This window comes from Hydrogenophaga pseudoflava (assembly GCF_031020795.1).
GTDB lineage: Bacteria > Pseudomonadota > Gammaproteobacteria > Burkholderiales > Burkholderiaceae_C > Hydrogenophaga > Hydrogenophaga pseudoflava_A.
The window spans coordinates 685,900-701,737 of the sequence record NZ_JAVHJP010000002.1 but is presented as its reverse complement, the minus strand read 5'-3'; the positions used below and the strand labels follow the sequence as shown (position 1 = coordinate 701,737).

Annotated in this window: 10 protein-coding genes; 3 read left to right on the top strand and 7 right to left on the bottom strand. The window is 68.7% G+C overall.

Features of this window, described 5'->3' with window-relative positions; translation table 11 throughout:
- Position 1: 1 nt before the first annotated feature.
- From RCO38_RS09075 to def, 4 genes are all read right to left on the bottom strand, one after another.
- A complete protein-coding gene (locus RCO38_RS09075) occupies positions 2 to 3,175 on the bottom strand; it encodes an efflux RND transporter permease subunit (protein WP_308327968.1) in 3,174 nt (1,057 codons plus the stop codon).
- Between the two features lie 10 nt (positions 3,176 to 3,185).
- Positions 3,186 to 4,322 (bottom strand): efflux RND transporter periplasmic adaptor subunit, encoded by a 1,137-nt coding sequence (locus RCO38_RS09070; protein WP_308327967.1) that lies wholly within the window; start codon positions 4,320 to 4,322, stop codon positions 3,186 to 3,188.
- 8 nt (positions 4,323 to 4,330) lie between these two features.
- Positions 4,331 to 5,761 (bottom strand): efflux transporter outer membrane subunit, encoded by a 1,431-nt coding sequence (locus tag RCO38_RS09065; protein ID WP_308327966.1) that lies wholly within the window; start codon positions 5,759 to 5,761, stop codon positions 4,331 to 4,333.
- 86 nt (positions 5,762 to 5,847) lie between these two features.
- Complete coding sequence (def, locus tag RCO38_RS09060) at positions 5,848 to 6,387, bottom strand: peptide deformylase (protein ID WP_308327965.1); 540 nt, start codon at positions 6,385 to 6,387, stop codon at positions 5,848 to 5,850.
- A 113-nt stretch (positions 6,388 to 6,500) separates the two neighbouring features.
- On the opposite strand from def, the gene RCO38_RS09055 reads away from it, so the two are divergent.
- Positions 6,501 to 6,824 (top strand): hypothetical protein, encoded by a 324-nt coding sequence (locus tag RCO38_RS09055; RefSeq protein ID WP_308327964.1) that lies wholly within the window; start codon positions 6,501 to 6,503, stop codon positions 6,822 to 6,824.
- Here RCO38_RS09055 and ligA read toward each other — a convergent pair.
- Genes ligA through smc form a run of 3 tightly spaced genes read right to left on the bottom strand, consistent with a single transcriptional unit; the run spans position 6,817 to position 13,570 of the window.
- Positions 6,817 to 8,862 carry an NAD-dependent DNA ligase LigA gene (ligA, locus tag RCO38_RS09050; RefSeq protein ID WP_308327963.1) on the bottom strand — a complete coding sequence of 682 codons (2,046 nt, stop codon included), beginning with the start codon at positions 8,860 to 8,862 and terminating at the stop codon, positions 6,817 to 6,819. The genes RCO38_RS09055 and ligA overlap by 8 nt on opposite strands.
- A complete protein-coding gene (locus tag RCO38_RS09045; RefSeq protein ID WP_308327962.1) occupies positions 8,862 to 10,013 on the bottom strand; it encodes a cell division protein ZipA C-terminal FtsZ-binding domain-containing protein in 1,152 nt (383 codons plus the stop codon). The genes ligA and RCO38_RS09045 overlap by 1 nt, the downstream gene beginning before the upstream one ends.
- A gap of 32 nt (positions 10,014 to 10,045) precedes the next feature.
- Positions 10,046 to 13,570, bottom strand: a complete 3,525-nt coding sequence (gene smc / locus RCO38_RS09040) for a chromosome segregation protein SMC (protein ID WP_308327961.1) — start codon at positions 13,568 to 13,570, stop codon at positions 10,046 to 10,048.
- 149 nt (positions 13,571 to 13,719) lie between these two features.
- Between smc and dapC the strand changes: the two genes are divergently transcribed.
- Both dapC and dapD read left to right on the top strand, forming a co-directional pair.
- Complete coding sequence (dapC, locus tag RCO38_RS09035; protein WP_308327960.1) at positions 13,720 to 14,946, top strand: succinyldiaminopimelate transaminase; 1,227 nt, start codon at positions 13,720 to 13,722, stop codon at positions 14,944 to 14,946.
- 33 nt (positions 14,947 to 14,979) lie between these two features.
- On the top strand, positions 14,980 to 15,813 hold the full coding sequence (gene dapD, locus RCO38_RS09030; RefSeq protein ID WP_308327959.1) for a 2,3,4,5-tetrahydropyridine-2,6-dicarboxylate N-succinyltransferase: 834 nt from the start codon (positions 14,980 to 14,982) through the stop codon (positions 15,811 to 15,813).
- Positions 15,814 to 15,838: the final 25 nt, after the last annotated feature.

Genomic DNA, 15,838 nt, shown 5'->3' with positions numbered 1-15,838 from the left:
CTCATGCGGGGTGGATCAGCGCATTCGGGTCGCGCTCGTGCGCCCGCTCATCCCGCACCTGGCGACCGAACAGGCGGGCGAAGAAGATGCTCAGGTCGTCCACCATGGTGAACACGGCCGGCACCACCAGCAGGCTCAGCAGGGTCGAGGTCATGAGACCACCGATCACCGCCACCGCCATTGGCGAGCGGAAGCTGCCATCCGCCGCCCCGGACCCCACCGCCACCGGCAGCATGCCCGCCACCATGGCGATGGTGGTCATCACGATGGGCCGCGCGCGCTTGTGACAGGCGTCCAGGATCGCCTCCAGTCGGGGCAGGCCGCGCTGGCGGCGCGCCTCGATGGCGTACTCCACCAGCAGGATGGAGTTCTTCGACGCGACCCCCATCAGCATCACCAGACCGATCAGCGAGGGCATGGAGAAGCTCTTGTTGGTCAGCAGCAGGGCCACGAAGGCGCCGCCGAAGGACATCAGCAGCGCCGGCAGGATGGTCAGCGGCATCAGGAAAGCCTTGAACAGCAGCACCAGCACGATGTAGATGCACAGCACGCCGGTCAGCATGGCCAGACCGAAACTGGCAAACAGCTCGCCCTGCACCTCGGCGTCGCCGATCTCCAGCACCTGAACGCCCGGCGGCAGGTTCCGGATGCTGGGCAACTGCTCGACCGCGGTCTTCATGTCGCCCAGCGGAATGCCGGCCAGCTCGACCTCGAAGTTGATGTTGCGTGAACGGTCGTAGCGGTCGATCACGGCAGGGCCACCGCCGAAGCTGAGCGTGGCGACCTGGCTGAGCATGACTGGCCCCTTCGCGCCGGGCACGGCGAGGCGGCCCAGGACGTCCAGGTTCTCGCGCGCCGCGCCGTCGAGCTTGACCACGATCGGCACCTGGCGCTGCGGCAGGTTCAGCTTGGGCAGGGCGCTGTCGTAGTCGCCCACGGTGGCGATGCGCAGCGTCTCGGCGATGGCCGAACTGGTCACGCCCAGGTCGGCGGCGCGCTGCAGGTCCGGCGTGACGATGATCTCCGTGCGCACCAGCGCGGCCGAGGACTGGATGCTGCCCACACCGTTGATGGTGCGCAGGTCGCTCTCGATGGCGCGGGCCGCAGTCGACAGCGCGTTGGCGTCGTTGCCGGTGAGCGTGAGGATGTATTTCTCGCCCGAGCCGCCCAGGCCCACCTTGTAGCGCACGCCCGGCAGGCCGGACATCACCTCGCGGATCTGGTTCTCGATCACCTGCTTGCGCGGGCGCTGGCCGCGCGGGTCCAGCTGGATGGTCAGCGCCGCCTTGCGCGACTCCTGCGCACCCTGCGGAGCGAACGGATCGCTGCCGGCCGAACCGGACCCGATGGTGGTGTAGACCGACTTGACGTGCTGCACGCCGGTGACCAGCACCCGTGCCCGCTCGGCGGTCGCCACCGTCTGCGACAGCGTCGCGCCCGGCGGCAGCTCCAGGTAGACCTGGGTCTGCGAGTTGTCGTCTGGCGGGATGAAGCCCTGCGGCAGCAACGGGATCAGCGCCAGCGAGCCGAAGAAGAACAGGACGGCGCCGATCAGCGTCAGCCAGCGGTGGCGGATGCAGGCCGCAGCCCAGCGCTGGTAGGTGTCGAGCCAGCCGGGTTCGTTCTGGTTGGTCATCCAGGCCCAGAGGCCGCCGAAGAAGCGGTTGCTGCGCGCCCAGGCCGGCTGCTCCTTGGCGGTCACCACCGGCTTGAGGAGGTAGGCCGCCATCATGGGGGTGAGCGCACGCGCCACCACCAGAGAGGCGAACACCGCCAGCGCCGCGGTCCAGCCGAACTGCTTGAAGAACTTGCCAGGAATGCCGGCCATGAAGGCCGTGGGCAGGAACACCGCGATCAGGGTGAAAGTGGTGGCGATCACGGCCATGCCGATCTCGTCGGCCGCCTCCATCGCCGCCTGGTACGGCGTCTTGCCCATGCGCATGTGGCGCACGATGTTTTCCACTTCCACGATGGCGTCGTCCACCAGGATGCCGATCACCAGCGACATGGCCAGCAGCGTGACCACGTTGATGGTGAATCCCATGTAGTGCATGCCGATGAAGGCCGGGATGGCCGACAGCGGCAGCGCCACGGCCGAGACCACGGTGGCGCGGAAGTCGCGCAGGAACAGCCAGACCACCAGCACCGCGAGGATGGCGCCCTCGTACAGAAGGGTCATGGAGGCGTTGAATTCCTCCTCCACCGGCGTCACGAAATCGAAGGACTCGGTGATCTGCAGGTCCGGACGGGCGGCCTGCAGCTCCTTGAGCTTGGCGCGCACGCCATGTCCGACCTCGACCTCGCTGGCGCCTCGGCTGCGCGCCACTTCAAAACCGACCACCGGCTTGCCGTCGAGAAAAGCCGCTGCGGTCGGCTCGGCGATGGTGTCCTTGACGGTGGCGATCTGGTCCAGCCGGATGCGCCGGCCATCGGAGAGCGACAGCTCGAGCGCGGCCAGTTCCTCGGCCGACTTCATCGACGAGAGCGTGCGCAGCGGCTGCTGGCTGCCGCCGATGTCGGCCCGGCCACCCGCGCTCTCGATCTGCACGCGTGCCAGCTGGCGCGAAATGTCGGCCGCGGTTGCACCCAGCGACTGCAGCTTCAGCGGGTCCAGCAGGATCTGCACCTCGCGGTTGACGCCGCCCACCCGGTTGATGGCCCCCACGCCGCGCACCGAGAGCAGCAGCTTGGCCACGTCGTTGTCCACGAACCATGAGATGGCCTCGTCGTCCATCTTGTCCGAACGCACCGTGTAGGCCAGCACGGCGCCACCGGCCAGTTCCAGCTTGTTGATGATGGGCTCGCGCAGGTCGGTGGGCAGGTCGCCGCGCACCTTGGCGACGGCCGAGCGAACGTCGTCCAGCGCTTCCTGCGTCGCCTTCTCGATGCGGAACTCGGCCGTGATCGAAACCGTGCCGTCCTGCACCTTGGTGTAGATGTGCTTGAGGCCCTGCAGCGAAGCCAGGCTGTTCTCGATCTTTCGCGCGACGTCGTTTTCCAGCTGGTTGGGTGCGGCACCCGGCAGGCTGGCGACGATGGTGATGTTGGGCACGTCCAGGTCGGGGAAGTTCTGCACCTTCATCGCCTGGAACGAAAACAGACCGGCGAGTGTGAGCATGACGAACAGCATCGCCGCCGGAATCGGGTTGCGGATGGACCACGCGGAAACGTTCATGGCCGGTCCTTCACTGCGCGATCTTCACGAGGTCGCCCTCGTTGAGGAAACCGGCGCCCTGCACCGCCACCGTTTCGTCGGCCTTCAGGCCCTGCAGCACCTCGACGCGGTCGCCCGCGCGTCGGCCGGTCTCCACCTTGCGCTGGGCGGCCTTGCTGTCGGCACCGATCACGAACACGTAGTTGTGCCCGTCGCGCACCACGATGGCCTGCGCCGGCACGGTCAGCGCCTGACTGGTTCCGATCTGGAACTGCCCGCGTGCGAAGGTGCCGGCCTTGAGTTCGGTGTGTTTCGGCAGGTCGGCGAACACCAGCACGTTGCGGGTCTGAGGGTCGGCCGTGGGCGCGATGGCACGGACCGTGCCGGCCACCTTCAGGCCGCTGGCGGACGTGACCTCCACCTTCTGACCCACCTTGACCTGACCGACCTCGGCCGGCGTCACCTCGGCACGCCACTCCATGCGGCTCTGGCGCACCAGGCGGAACAGTTCCTGCCCGGCGCCTGCCACCGAACCCACCGTGGCGGTGCGGGCAGAGATCACGCCATCGTCGGGCGCGCGCACCTGGGTGTTCCCCAGGCGCACCTGGCTGGCGCCATAGGCCGCCTTGGCGGCTTCGAACTGCGCGCGCGTGACCTTTTCCTGTGTCAGGTACTGGGCGATCTGGGACTTGGACAGCGCACCAGTGTTCTCGATCGAGCGCGCCCGGTCGGCGTCGGCCTTGGCGCTCTCGGCTGCGGCCTCGGCCTGCATCAGCGCCGCCTTGCCCTGCAGGCTCTCGGCCTCGGTGGTCTCGCGGGCGAAGGTGGCCAGCACCTGGCCCTTCTTCACCACATCGCCGATGTTCACATTCACCGTCGCCAGGCGCAGGCCCGGCACCTCGGCGCCCACGCTGGCCTCCTGCCAGGCGGCGATGTTGCCGTTGGCCTGCAGCTGCAGGGCCAGGCTGGCAGTTTCCGGCTTGGCGGTGCTCACCGTCATCGCGGCTTTGGGGGCGGCGGGCGCGGCGCCATCGGCTGCGGGCGCTGCCGGGCTGGCGGCCGCATCTTCGGCGGGTTTGTCGCTGCCGCCGCAGGCCACCGCGAGCACCGACGACAGCAGCAGCACGGCCGCGAGGCGGCCAGAGGATTCAACGGACAGTTGGCGCATGGTCTTCTTCATGAGGCTTGGCGCACCGGTTCCGGCGCGATCTGGGGGTCAAAACCGCCGCCCAGGGCGACGTACAGGGCGATCCAGGTGTTCAGGTGGTCCAGTTGCAGCGCCACGGCGCCGCTGTCTGCGTTGAGCTTGAGCCGGCGCGCTTCCTCCAGCTCGTTGAGGTTGGCCAGGCCGACGCGGTAGCGCGCCTCGGTGGCCTCGAACGAGCGGGTGTAGCCCGCCACAGCCTGCTGGCTGGCCACCAACTGGGTGCGCAGCGTGTCCAGCGCCACCAGCGACTGCTCGACCTCGGCGATGGCGCGGCGCAGCACATTGGCGTAGCCGATGGCCGCCGACTCGTATCGCGCGGCAGCAGACTCGGCCGATGCGTTCAGGCCACCGCGGCCGATCAGCGGCAGGTTCACCACCAGCGGACCGACCGACCAGGTGTTGAAGGTCGTGCTCTCGCCGCCGGTGGTGAACCGGTTGCGCAACACGTTGCTGCTCAGATTCAGGCTGGGCCAGAGCGCGGCCCGGGCCACACCCACACCTTCGGCGGCCGCGACCAGTTCCTGCTGGGCACGGGCCACGTCCGGCCGCTGGCGAATCACCTCCAGCGGCACCGCCGACACGGCCAGGGCCGAACCGGCCGCGGTCGGGTCGGGCAAGGTGCCACCGGCACCCAGGCGCCCGCGCAGAGCGGGCTCATCGGCCCCAACCAGCGCCACGATGGCCTTGAACTGCTGCTCGCACTGGCGGTGCTGCTGCGCCAGCCGCGCCTCGGCGTCGGCCTGACCTGCGCGCGCCAGGGCGGCGGTGGCCGGTGCCAGCAGACCGGCGCGCTCGGTGTCGGCCGCGCTCTGGGCGGTGATGGCGCGCGAGGCGCGGTCGCTGTCGATCACGGCCTTCTGCGCCAGGCAGGAGCGCCAGCCCAGGTACAGCCGCGCCGTTTCGGCCGCCATCAGCACGCGGGCCTCATGCCAGCCGGCCTGCGCCGCATTGGCCTGGGCCGAAGCCTGGCGCACCGACGACGCGTTCTGGCCCCACAGGTCGATCGCCCACGAGGCCTGCAGGCCCACGTTCATGCCCGTGCCCAGCGGGGCACTGGCGTCCACGCCACGGTAGGCGCCGGCGGTCAGACCCACCTGGGGCAGCGTGGCGCTGTCGGCGCCGGCCAGCGCCGCGCGCGCCGCGAACACCTGCGCACGGGCCGCCATGATGCTGGCGCTGCCCTGCTGGGCCTGTCCGATCAACTCCTGCAAACGGGGATCGCCCAGGCGCGACCACCAGTCGACCAGCGCGGTGGTCTGGCCCTGATGGGGCAACGCAGGAGCAAACCAGGCCTTGGGCAGACTGGCTTCGACCGTCTGCACGCTGCGCTCCGGCGGAGGCCCCATGCCGGCACAGGCGCTGAGGCCAAGCGAGCCCAACAGAATAAGAAGTGGTTTCATTTGCATTCAGACGACATGCCGCGTTGCAGCGCAACAAAGGAAACGAGCATAGCGAAGCCGCAGCCCCTTTCCGAAGACTTTTTGTTTCAGTTTTTTTCGATTTCCGCCACACCCGGAGTCACCACTTCGGTGAAACCGAAGCGGGTGAAGTCGCGCACGCGCATCGGATACAGCGTGCCCATCAGGTGATCGCATTCGTGCTGCACCACCCGGGCGTGAAAGCCTTCGACTTCGCGGTCCACCCGGCTGCCGTCGGCGGCAAAACCCTGGTAGCGGATGCGCCGCCAGCGCGGCACCACGGCCCGCAGCCCCGGCACCGAGAGGCAGCCCTCCCAGCCCTCATCTTCTTCATCGCCCAGCGGGGTGATAACCGGGTTGATCAGCACGGTGCGCGGCACCACCGGCGCGTCCGGGTAGCGCGGGTTGGGCGCACCGGTGCCAAAGATCACCACCTGCAGGTCCACGCCGATCTGCGGCGCCGCCAGGCCGGCCCCGTTCGCCGCGGCCATGGTCTCTTCCATGTCGGCGACCAGTTGGTGCAGCTCTGGCGTGTCGAAGCTCTGCACCGGCTGCGCGGTCCGCAGCAGCCTGGGGTCGCCCATCTTGAGGATCGTGTGAATGGCCATGAGAAAGCGGTGGTATTGGGGTTTTGCCCTGATGGCGCGCGATTGTGGCGCAGCTAGAGTGAGCAGAGATACCCGCCCCTGTAATTGCTGCCATCACGCTGTCAGGAGGACCCATGAAACTCGCGCCGATTGGCACCGCTTTGTCCACCCTGGCGTTTTCAGGCGCAGTCTTCGCCCAGGGCGCCGACATCTTCAAGGGGGCCGATCTGGCGTTGGGAGAGAAGCTGATCGCCGAACACAAGTGCGCCCAGTGCCACGCCAGCAAGGTGGGCGGCGACGGCGGCGCGATCTACAAGCCGGGGGGAAGGTTCAACAACGCGGGGCTGCTGCGCGGCATGGTCGAGATGTGCAACACCCGGATGAACCTGGGCCTGTTTCCTGAGGAAGTGACGGCGGTGGCCGCGGTTCTCAACCGCGACCACTACAAGTTCAAGTAGCCAGCAAGGCCAGCATGCCGGCCTCGTCCAGCACCGCCACGCCCAGCTCGCGCGCCTTGTCCAGCTTGCTGCCGGCTTCTTCGCCGGCCACCACGTAGTCGGTCTTCTTGCTCACCGAGCCGGCCACCTTGGCGCCGGCGGCTTCGAGCAGCTCCTTGGCCTCTTCACGACGGAGCGTGGGGAAGGTGCCGGTCAGCACAAAAGTCTTGCCCGTGAGCGGCTGGGCCGCGCGCTCGGCGGGGGTGCCCTCTTCCCAGCGCACGCCGCAGGCGCGCAGCTGCTCCACCACCTCACGGTTGTGCGGCTGCTGGAAGAAGGTGTGGATGCTCTGAGCCACCGTCGGACCGACATCGTTGACTTCCAGCAACCGCTCCTCGCTGGCCGCCATGATGTCGTCGAGATTGCCGAAGTGGCGCGCCAGGTCCTTGGCAGTGGCCTCGCCCACGTGGCGGATGCCCAGGCCAAACAGGAAACGCGGCAGCGTGGTTTGCTTGGATTTTTCCAGCGCGTCCAGCACATTCTGTGCGGACTTCTGAGCCATGCGGTCCAGATTGGCCAAAGCCATCAGCCCCAGGCGGTAGAGGTCCGGCAGGGTCTTGACCACGTCACCATCCACCAGTTGTTCCACCAGCTTGTCGCCCAGGCCCTCGATGTCCACGGCACGCCGCTGGGCGTAGTGCAGGATGGCCTGCTTGCGCTGCGCGCCGCAGAACAGGCCGCCGGTGCACCGGTGGTCTACCTCACCATCCTCGCGCACGGCCTCACTGCCGCAGACCGGGCAGCGGGTCGGCATGGTGAACGGCTGAGCGCCGTCCAGGCGCTTGTCGGTCAGCACCGCCACCACCTCGGGGATCACGTCGCCGGCACGGCGCACGATCACGGTGTCGCCGACCCGCACGTCCTTGCGGCGCGCCTCGGACTCATTGTGCAGCGTTGCGTTGGTCACCGTCACGCCGCCGACGAACACCGGGGCCAGCTTGGCCACCGGCGTGAGCTTGCCGGTGCGGCCGACCTGCACATCGATGGCCTGCACCGTCGTGAGCTGTTCCTGCGCCGGGTACTTGTGCGCCACGGCCCAGCGCGGTTCGCGGGTCTTGAACCCCAGCTCGCGCTGCAGCGCGAGCGAGTTGACCTTGTAAACCACGCCGTCGATGTCGAATGGCAGCGCGTCGCGCTTGGCGGCGATCTGCGCGTGGAACGCCACCAGGCCATTGGCGCCCAACGCCACGCAGCGGTCGGCGCAGACCGGCAGGCCGAAAGCGGCCAGCGCGTCGAGCAGGCCGCTGTGCGTGCCGGGCACGACCCAGCCGCGTACCTCGCCCATGCCGTAGGCGAAGAAGGACAGCGGGCGCTGTGCGGTCACCGCAGGGTCGAGCTGGCGCACCGCGCCGGCGGCGGTGTTGCGCGGGTTGATGTAGGTCTTCTCGCCCTTCTCGCGCTGGCGTTCGTTCAGCCGTTCGAAATCGTCGCGGCGCATGTAGACCTCGCCGCGCACCTCGAGCACCTCGGGTGCGGCCCCGTAAAGCCGCAGGGGAATCTGCCCGATGGTGCGGATGTTCTGGGTCACATCCTCGCCGGTCTCGCCGTCGCCGCGTGTGGCCGCCTGCACCAGCACCCCCTGCTCGTAGCGCAGATTGATCGCCAGGCCGTCGAACTTCAGTTCGGCCGCGTACTCGACGGGGGCCTCCGTGTCGGTCCGGCCGAGTTCGCGCCGCACCCTTGCATCGAAGGCCTCGGCACCGCCCGCGGTGGTGTCGGTCTCGGTCTGTATCGACAGCATCGGCACCGCGTGGCGCACCGGCACCAGTCCGTCGAGCACCTTGCCGCCCACGCGCTGGGTCGGCGAATCGGGGGTGAGCAGCTCGGGGTGTGCCGCCTCGATGGCCTGCAGCTCCTGGAACAGCCGGTCGTACTCGGCGTCCGGGATCTCCGGCGTGTCGAGCACGTAGTAGCGGTGGGCATGGTGGTGCAGTTGCGCGCGCAGTTCGGAGGCACGCTCCGCCGGCGTGGGCTCGGCGGCAAACAGGTCTTGGGTCATCAGGAGAACAGGCGGCGGGCCTGCGGGGAACCGGCGGACAGGTCGTGGCTGTCCAGCGCGTCGTACAGCGACTCGAGGTCGGCGCCGATGCTGTCCATGGTGTCGGCGCCCAGCGGCTGGCCGGCGTCGTCGGTGACCACGCCGTCCATGGCCTCGGCCAGCGCCGAGGCGGCTTGGCGCAGGCGCACAAAGGGCTGTTCGCTGCGGGGCACGTGCGTGACCTCCAGCGACAGGTTGATCTCGCGCAGCGCGCTCTGCTCCGGGTCTTCGGCCATGGCCGCCTGCGGATCGAACGACAGGCTGAGGATGGGCGCCTGGCCCACGGCGCTGCCGGGCAGCACCATGCGGCCGGGCAACACGCCCGCCACAAATCCGAAGCGCGCGGCGTTCTGCGACACGTAGCCCGGGCTCCAGGCTGCGCGGCGTGCGCGCAGTGTGAAGCCGAGCTGTGCGTCGTGACCGCTGGCAAAGGCGTCCAGCTCGCGGGCCCGCGCCACTTCGGCGCGCATGTCCGGGAAATCCGGCATGGCGCCGATGGCGTCGGCAAAGGCCTGGGCCTTCATCACGAACTCCGAGAACTCGATGTCGTTCAGGGCGCCGGCGCGGTTGGCCAGCTGAACGCCCACCTGCAGGGCCTTGTAGCGCTGCCCCGGCCGGGGCGCTTCCCACTCGCCGCCGTCTTCGACCAGTCCCTCCACGGCAAACGGTTTGCTCCCCACTCGGCGCGTGCCCGGCAGGGCCGCGATCACGGCGTCTCCCGAGACCTCGCCATCGAGCTGCAGCGGGGCGATGACATCGATCAGGGCATCCAGTCCGGGCCGCCGGTCTGGCGTGGCGACGACATGGTTGAGCGTGACCGCCACCGAGGGCACCGGCCGCACTTCTTCGCGCACCGAAACCGCTTCCACCGGCTCGTCGCGCAGCACCGGTTCGATGCGCTCGCCGTCACCCACCACACGGTGGTCGGCCAGTGGTTCCGCGTCACCCGCCGGCACGGTGTCCGCGCCCGCGGCATCGCGGGGAAGGTCGGCCTCGGGCAGGCCCCGGGCGGTGCGCGGTGCGCTGCGGCGCGTGACCCAGGCGTTGTAGGCGACCACGCCTGCGAGAACAAGACCGCCGACGATGGCCAGGCTGATTTGCAGGGTGCTCATGGGTGAAAGTCGGCGATGGTGGGGTGTGGGTCTCAGGCGGATTCGAGCATACCGGCGGCGGACTCCATGTCCACCGCCACGATGCGAGAGACGCCCTGCTCCTGCATGGTCACGCCGATCAGCTGTTCGGCCATTTCCATGGCGATCTTGTTGTGGCTGATGAACAGGAACTGGGTGCCCTTCTTGCTCATGCTGGTCACCAGGCGGGCGTAGCGCTCGGTGTTGGCGTCGTCCAATGGCGCGTCCACCTCGTCGAGCAGGCAGAACGGCGCCGGGTTGAGCTGGAAGATGGCGAACACGAGCGCAATGGCGGTCAGCGCCTTCTCGCCGCCCGAAAGCAGGTGGATGGTCTGGTTCTTCTTGCCCGGCGGCTGGGCCATGACCTGCACGCCCGCGTCCAGGATTTCTTCGCCGGTCATCACCAACCGGGCGTTGCCGCCGCCGAACAGCTCGGGGAACATCCGGCCGAAGTGCTCGTTGACGGTGTTGAAGGTGTTACCCAGCAGGTCGCGGGTTTCGGCGTCGATCTTCTTGATCGCGTCCTCCAGCGTGTTCATCGCCTCGATCAGGTCCTTGGACTGGGCGTCGAGGAAGGTCTTGCGCTCGCGCGCGGCGGTCAGCTCGTCCAGCGCGGCCAGGTTCACCGCACCCAGCGACTGGATCTCGCGGTGGAAGCGGTCGATCTCGGACTGCAGGCCGGTCAGGCGCACATTGCCTTCGGTGATGCTCTGCGACACCGCGGCCAGGTCGGCCTGGGCCTCGGCCAGCAGCTGGCTGTACTGCTCGACGCCCAGACGCGCGGCCTGCTCCTTGAGCTGGAAATCGGTGATGCGCTGGCGCAGCGGGTCCAGCTCGCGCTCCAGCTTGAGGCGGTGCTCGTCGCTGGCGCGCAGCTTGGCGGTCAGGTCGTCGTACTGGCTGCGCAGCGCACCCAGCGCCTGCTCGCGCTCCAGCTTCATGGCCAGCGCCGACTGCAGCCCGGCCTGCGCAGCGGCGTCGTTCAGGCGCGAAAACTCTTCAGCGGCGCGCGCGGCTTCGTCGGCCAGCGACTTCTCCTGCGCACCGGCGGTTTCCAGCGAGCGCTGCAGCTCGCCCTGGCGCGCTTGCAGGCTGCGCAGGGTAAAGGTGGCTTCCTGCGCCTGACGCTCCAGACCCCGCTGCTGCTCGCGCGCATCGCTCAACCGGCGTTCCGCGGCGATCACCTTGTCGTCGAGCTGGGCATGGCGCTCCTGGCTGTCGGCCAGCTGCATGTCGAGTTCTTCGAAGCGCGCTTCGGCGGTGACACGGCGCTCCTGCAGGTCGTCGAGCTGGCCGTCGACCTCGGCAAGGTCGGCGGCGATCTGTTCGCTGCGGGCGCGGGTCTGCTCGGCCAGCTGGGTCAGGCGCAGCATGTCCACCTGCAACTCGTGGGCGCGGGTGCGGGTCTCGGCGCCTTCGCGGCGCGCGGCCACCAGGCGCTGAGAGGCGTCGGTGTAGGCGGCCTCGGCACGCACCAGCGCGGCGCGCGCCTGTTCGGCAATCAGCACCTGGGCCTTGAGTTGCTTGTCGAGGTTCTCGATTTCCTGCGCGCGCGCCAGCAGGCCGGCCTGCTCGCTGTCGGGGGCATAGAAACCGACGCTGTGCGCCGTGACCACGTGGCCGGCCGGCACATAGAGGGCTTCGCCGGCCTGCAACTGGCTGCGCAGCCCCATGGCCTCGTCCAGATTCGCGGCGGTCCAGCAACCCTGCAGCCAGTCGGCCAGCAGGGCTTTCTGCCCGGCGTCGTTCAGGCGAAGCCAGTCGGCCAGCGGCCTGAGACCGGCGCGGGCCGGTGCGGGCACTTCGGCCGTGGTGGGCGGGCTGTAGAAGGCCAGCTTGGCCGGCGGCGCGTCGTTGCCGAAGGCGCGCACCATCTCCAGGCGCGAGACCTCCAGCGCACTCAGGCGATCGCGCAGAGCCGATTCGAGAGCGTTTTCCCAGCCGGGCTCGATATGAATACGGCTCCACAGGCCCTGCAGGCCGTCCAGGCCGTGTTTGGCCAGCCAGGGCTTGAGCTTGCCGTCGGTGCGCACTTTCTCTTGCAGCGCCTTGAGCGCTTCCTGCCGGGCGGACAGGTCGGACTGCTTCGCCGATTCCTGGTTGACCGCCAGCTGCGCCGCGCGGCGCTGTTCGTCCAGCTCGGGCACGCTCTCCTGCAACTCGTGCAGCACCGCCTCGGCGAGTTCGGCGGCCTGCTCGGCCTGCTGGAACGAGGCCTGCGACTGCGCGAGGCGGGCCTCGTCGGGCGCGGCCAGTGCGTTGCGGTCGGCCACCAGGCGCTCGCGGCGCTGGTTGAGCTGGCGGCTCTGCTCTTCGATGTTGCGCTGCTCGGCGGCCAGCACCTGGATCTGCTGCTGCACCTGGGCCACACTGCCCCGCTGCTCGTTGGCGGCGTTCTGTGCGGCGCGCAGCGCGTCTTCCAGCGAAGGAAGATTGCCGGCCTGCTCTTCGCCCTGCGCGGCGAGTTCGACCGAACGCTCTTCGGCCGCGACGATGTTCTCTGCCAGTTGCTCCAACTCGACCGCGGCGTCCTGGCTGCGGGTGGACCAGGAGGCGATCTGCTCCTTGAGCTGCGCCAGCCGCTGTTCGGCGCGCTGCCGGCCTTCCACCACAAAACGGATCTCGGCCTCGAGCTTGCCCACCTCGGCGCTGGCCTCGTACAGCTTGCCCTGCGCCTGGTTGACCTGGTCGCCGGCCGCGTAATGCGCCTGGCGGATGGTTTCCAGCTCGGACTCGACCCGGCGCAGATCCGCGGTGCGCGACTCCAGGTCGTTCACCGCCTGCGCCGCGTCGGCCTTGACCTTGACCTGGTCGGCCTCGGCCTCTGCGCGCTTGAGGAACCACAGCTGGTGCTGCTTGAGCGTGGCGCCGGACTGCAACTCGTTGTAGCGCGCCGCCACCTCGGCCTGCTTCTCCAGCTTGTCGAGGTTGGCGTTGAGCTCGCGCAGGATGTCCTCGACCCGGGTCAGATTTTCGCGCGTGTCGGCCAGCCGGTTGGCGGTCTCGCGGCGGCGTTCCTTGTACTTGGAGACGCCCGCGGCCTCTTCGAGGAACAGGCGCAGTTCCTCGGGCTTGGATTCGATGATTCGGCTGATCGTGCCCTGGCCGATGATGGCGTAGGCGCGCGGGCCCAGGCCGGTGCCCAGGAACACGTCCTGCACGTCGCGGCGGCGCACCGGCTGGTTGTTGATGTAGTAGCTGCTGGTGCCGTCGCGCGTGAGCACGCGCTTGACCGCGATCTCGGTGAACTGGCCCCACTGGCCGCCGGCCCGGTGGTCGCTGTTGTCGAACACCAGCTCCACGCTGGACCGGCTGGCCGGCTTGCGGTTGTTGGTGCCGTTGAAGATCACGTCCTGCATGGACTCGCCACGCAGCTCGGAGGCCTTGCTCTCGCCCAGCACCCAGCGCACCGCGTCCATGATGTTGGACTTGCCGCAGCCGTTGGGACCGACCACGCCCACCAGCTGGCCCGGCAGCATGAAGTTGGTCGGCTCGGCAAAAGACTTGAAGCCGGACAGCTTGATCGAATTGAGGCGCACGGGAGTTCGGTCGCGGAACGCTAACTGGTTGATTTATTTGAATAATCCTCCCCGGGCTGGGGCCGGACCGCAGCGCGAATGATACCGTGTCGGCCCCGTGGAAACCGTGCCCGCGACCGCGCCGTGAGGCCTTGGGATAATCGCCGCCCATGAACCCCAAGTTGTCTCTCCTGCAGCCCTACCCCTTCGAGCGGCTGCGCCGGCTGTTCGCGGGCGTCACGCCCAACCCCGGGCTTCGTCCCATCAGCCTGGGCATCGGCGAGCCCAAACACGCCACGCCCCAGATGCTCAAGGACGCGCTGGCCGCCGCGCTGGACACCGGTCTGACCGGCTACCCGGCCACTGCGGGTGAACCTGCGCTGCGCCAGGCCTGCGCCGCCTGGATGCAGCGCCGCTACGGTGTGGCGGTGGACGCCGCCACCCAGGTGCTGCCGGTCAACGGCTCGCGCGAGGCCCTGTTCGCCTTCGCACAGACCGTGCTGGACGCGACAAAGCCCGGCGCCACGCTGGCCTTTCCCAATCCGTTCTACCAGATCTACGAGGGCGCGGCCTTGCTCGGTGGCGCCCAGCCCTTCTACGTGCCCAGTGTGCCGGCACGCAACTTCGCGGTGGACTGGGACAGCGTGCCCGAGGAGGTCTGGGCGCGCACGCAGCTGATCTTCGTCTGCTCGCCCGGCAACCCCACCGGCGCCGTGATGCCGCTGGACGAGTGGCAGAAGCTGTTCGAACTGAGCGACCGCTACGGCTTCGTGATCGCGTCCGACGAGTGCTACAGCGAGATCTATTTCCGCGACGAACCGCCGCTGGGTGGTCTGGAGGCGGCCGTGAAGCTGGGCCGCCCGGACTTCCGCAACCTCATGATGTTCACCAGCCTGTCCAAGCGCAGCAACGTGCCCGGTCTGCGCAGCGGCTTCGTGGCGGGGGATGCGGCGCTCATCAAGAGCTTCCTGCTCTACCGCACCTACCACGGCGGCGCCATGAGCCCCGCGGTGCAGGCCGCCAGCGTGGCCGCCTGGGCCGACGAGGAGCACGTCATCGACAACCGCCGCCAGTACCGCGAGAAGTTCGCGGCCGTCACCCCCATGCTGGCCGAGGTGCTCGACGTGGCCCTGCCCGACGCAGCCTTCTACCTCTGGGCCGGCGTGCCGGCGTCCTTCGAGGACAAGGTGGCCGGCCTGAGCGCCGACGAGGCCTTCGCCCGGGAACTGCTGGCTCAATACAATGTGACCGTTTTGCCCGGCAGCTACCTGGCCCGAGCCAGTGGTGGCGCCAATCCCGGCGCCGGCCGCGTGCGCATGGCCCTGGTGGCCGAACCCGCCGAATGCCTGGAAGCCGCCGAACGCATCGTGCGCTTCTGCCGCGAACAGTCCCGCTGATCAACCGTTTCAACCCCAACGCCGACCCGTCTCATGACCCAACAACTGCAAACCCTGATCGACAACGCCTGGGAACAGCGCGCCGACTTCTCGCCCGCCTCCGCGCCGAAAGAGGTGCTCGACGCGGTCGAACACGTGATCGCCGAGCTCAACGTCGGCAAGCTGCGCGTCGCCACCCGGGAAGGCGTCGGCCAGTGGACGGTGCACCAGTGGATCAAGAAGGCTGTGCTGCTGTCCTTCCGCCTGAAGGACAACGCGGTCATGAAGGCCGGTGACCTGGCCTTCTTCGACAAGGTGCAGACCAAGTTCGCCCACCTCTCCGAGGCCGAACTCAAGGCCACCGGTGTGCGCGTGGTGCCGCCGGCTGTGGCGCGCCGCGGCAGCTTCATCGCCTCGGGCGCGATCCTGATGCCCTCCTATGTGAACATCGGCGCCTACGTCGACTCGGGCACCATGGTCGACACCTGGGCCACGGTCGGTTCCTGCGCCCAGATCGGCAAGAACGTGCACCTCTCGGGCGGCGTCGGCATCGGCGGCGTGCTGGAACCGCTGCAAGCCAACCCGACGGTGATCGAGGACAACTGCTTCATCGGCGCCCGCTCTGAGGTGGTGGAAGGCGTGATCGTGGAAGAAAACTCCGTTCTCGGCATGGGCGTGTACATCGGCCAGAGCACCCCCCTGTTCGACCGCGCCACCGGCGAGATCAGCTACGGCCGCGTGCCCTCCGGCTCCGTGGTGGTCAGCGGCAACCTGCCCAAGAAAGCCGCCAACGGTGCCGACTACAGCATGTACGCCGCCATCATCGTCAAGCGTGTGGACGCACAGACGCGCTCCAAAACCAGCATCAATGACTTGCTGCGCGACTGAACTCAACGCCTGACCCGGGAGCCGA

What these genes read in the sequence shown, in the direction of transcription:
- RCO38_RS09075 (WP_308327968.1), bottom strand. Translation starts at nt 3,175, where the DNA reads ATGAACGTTTCCGCGTGGTCCATCCGCAACCCGATTCCGGCGGCGATG.
- RCO38_RS09070 (WP_308327967.1), bottom strand. Translation starts at nt 4,322, where the DNA reads ATGCGCCAACTGTCCGTTGAATCCTCTGGCCGCCTCGCGGCCGTGCTG.
- RCO38_RS09065 (WP_308327966.1), bottom strand. Translation starts at nt 5,761, where the DNA reads ATGAAACCACTTCTTATTCTGTTGGGCTCGCTTGGCCTCAGCGCCTGT.
- def (WP_308327965.1), bottom strand. Translation starts at nt 6,387, where the DNA reads ATGGCCATTCACACGATCCTCAAGATGGGCGACCCCAGGCTGCTGCGG.
- RCO38_RS09055 (WP_308327964.1), top strand. Translation starts at nt 6,501, where the DNA reads ATGAAACTCGCGCCGATTGGCACCGCTTTGTCCACCCTGGCGTTTTCA.
- ligA (WP_308327963.1), bottom strand. Translation starts at nt 8,862, where the DNA reads ATGACCCAAGACCTGTTTGCCGCCGAGCCCACGCCGGCGGAGCGTGCC.
- RCO38_RS09045 (WP_308327962.1), bottom strand. Translation starts at nt 10,013, where the DNA reads ATGAGCACCCTGCAAATCAGCCTGGCCATCGTCGGCGGTCTTGTTCTC.
- dapC (WP_308327960.1), top strand. Translation starts at nt 13,720, where the DNA reads ATGAACCCCAAGTTGTCTCTCCTGCAGCCCTACCCCTTCGAGCGGCTG.
- dapD (WP_308327959.1), top strand. Translation starts at nt 14,980, where the DNA reads ATGACCCAACAACTGCAAACCCTGATCGACAACGCCTGGGAACAGCGC.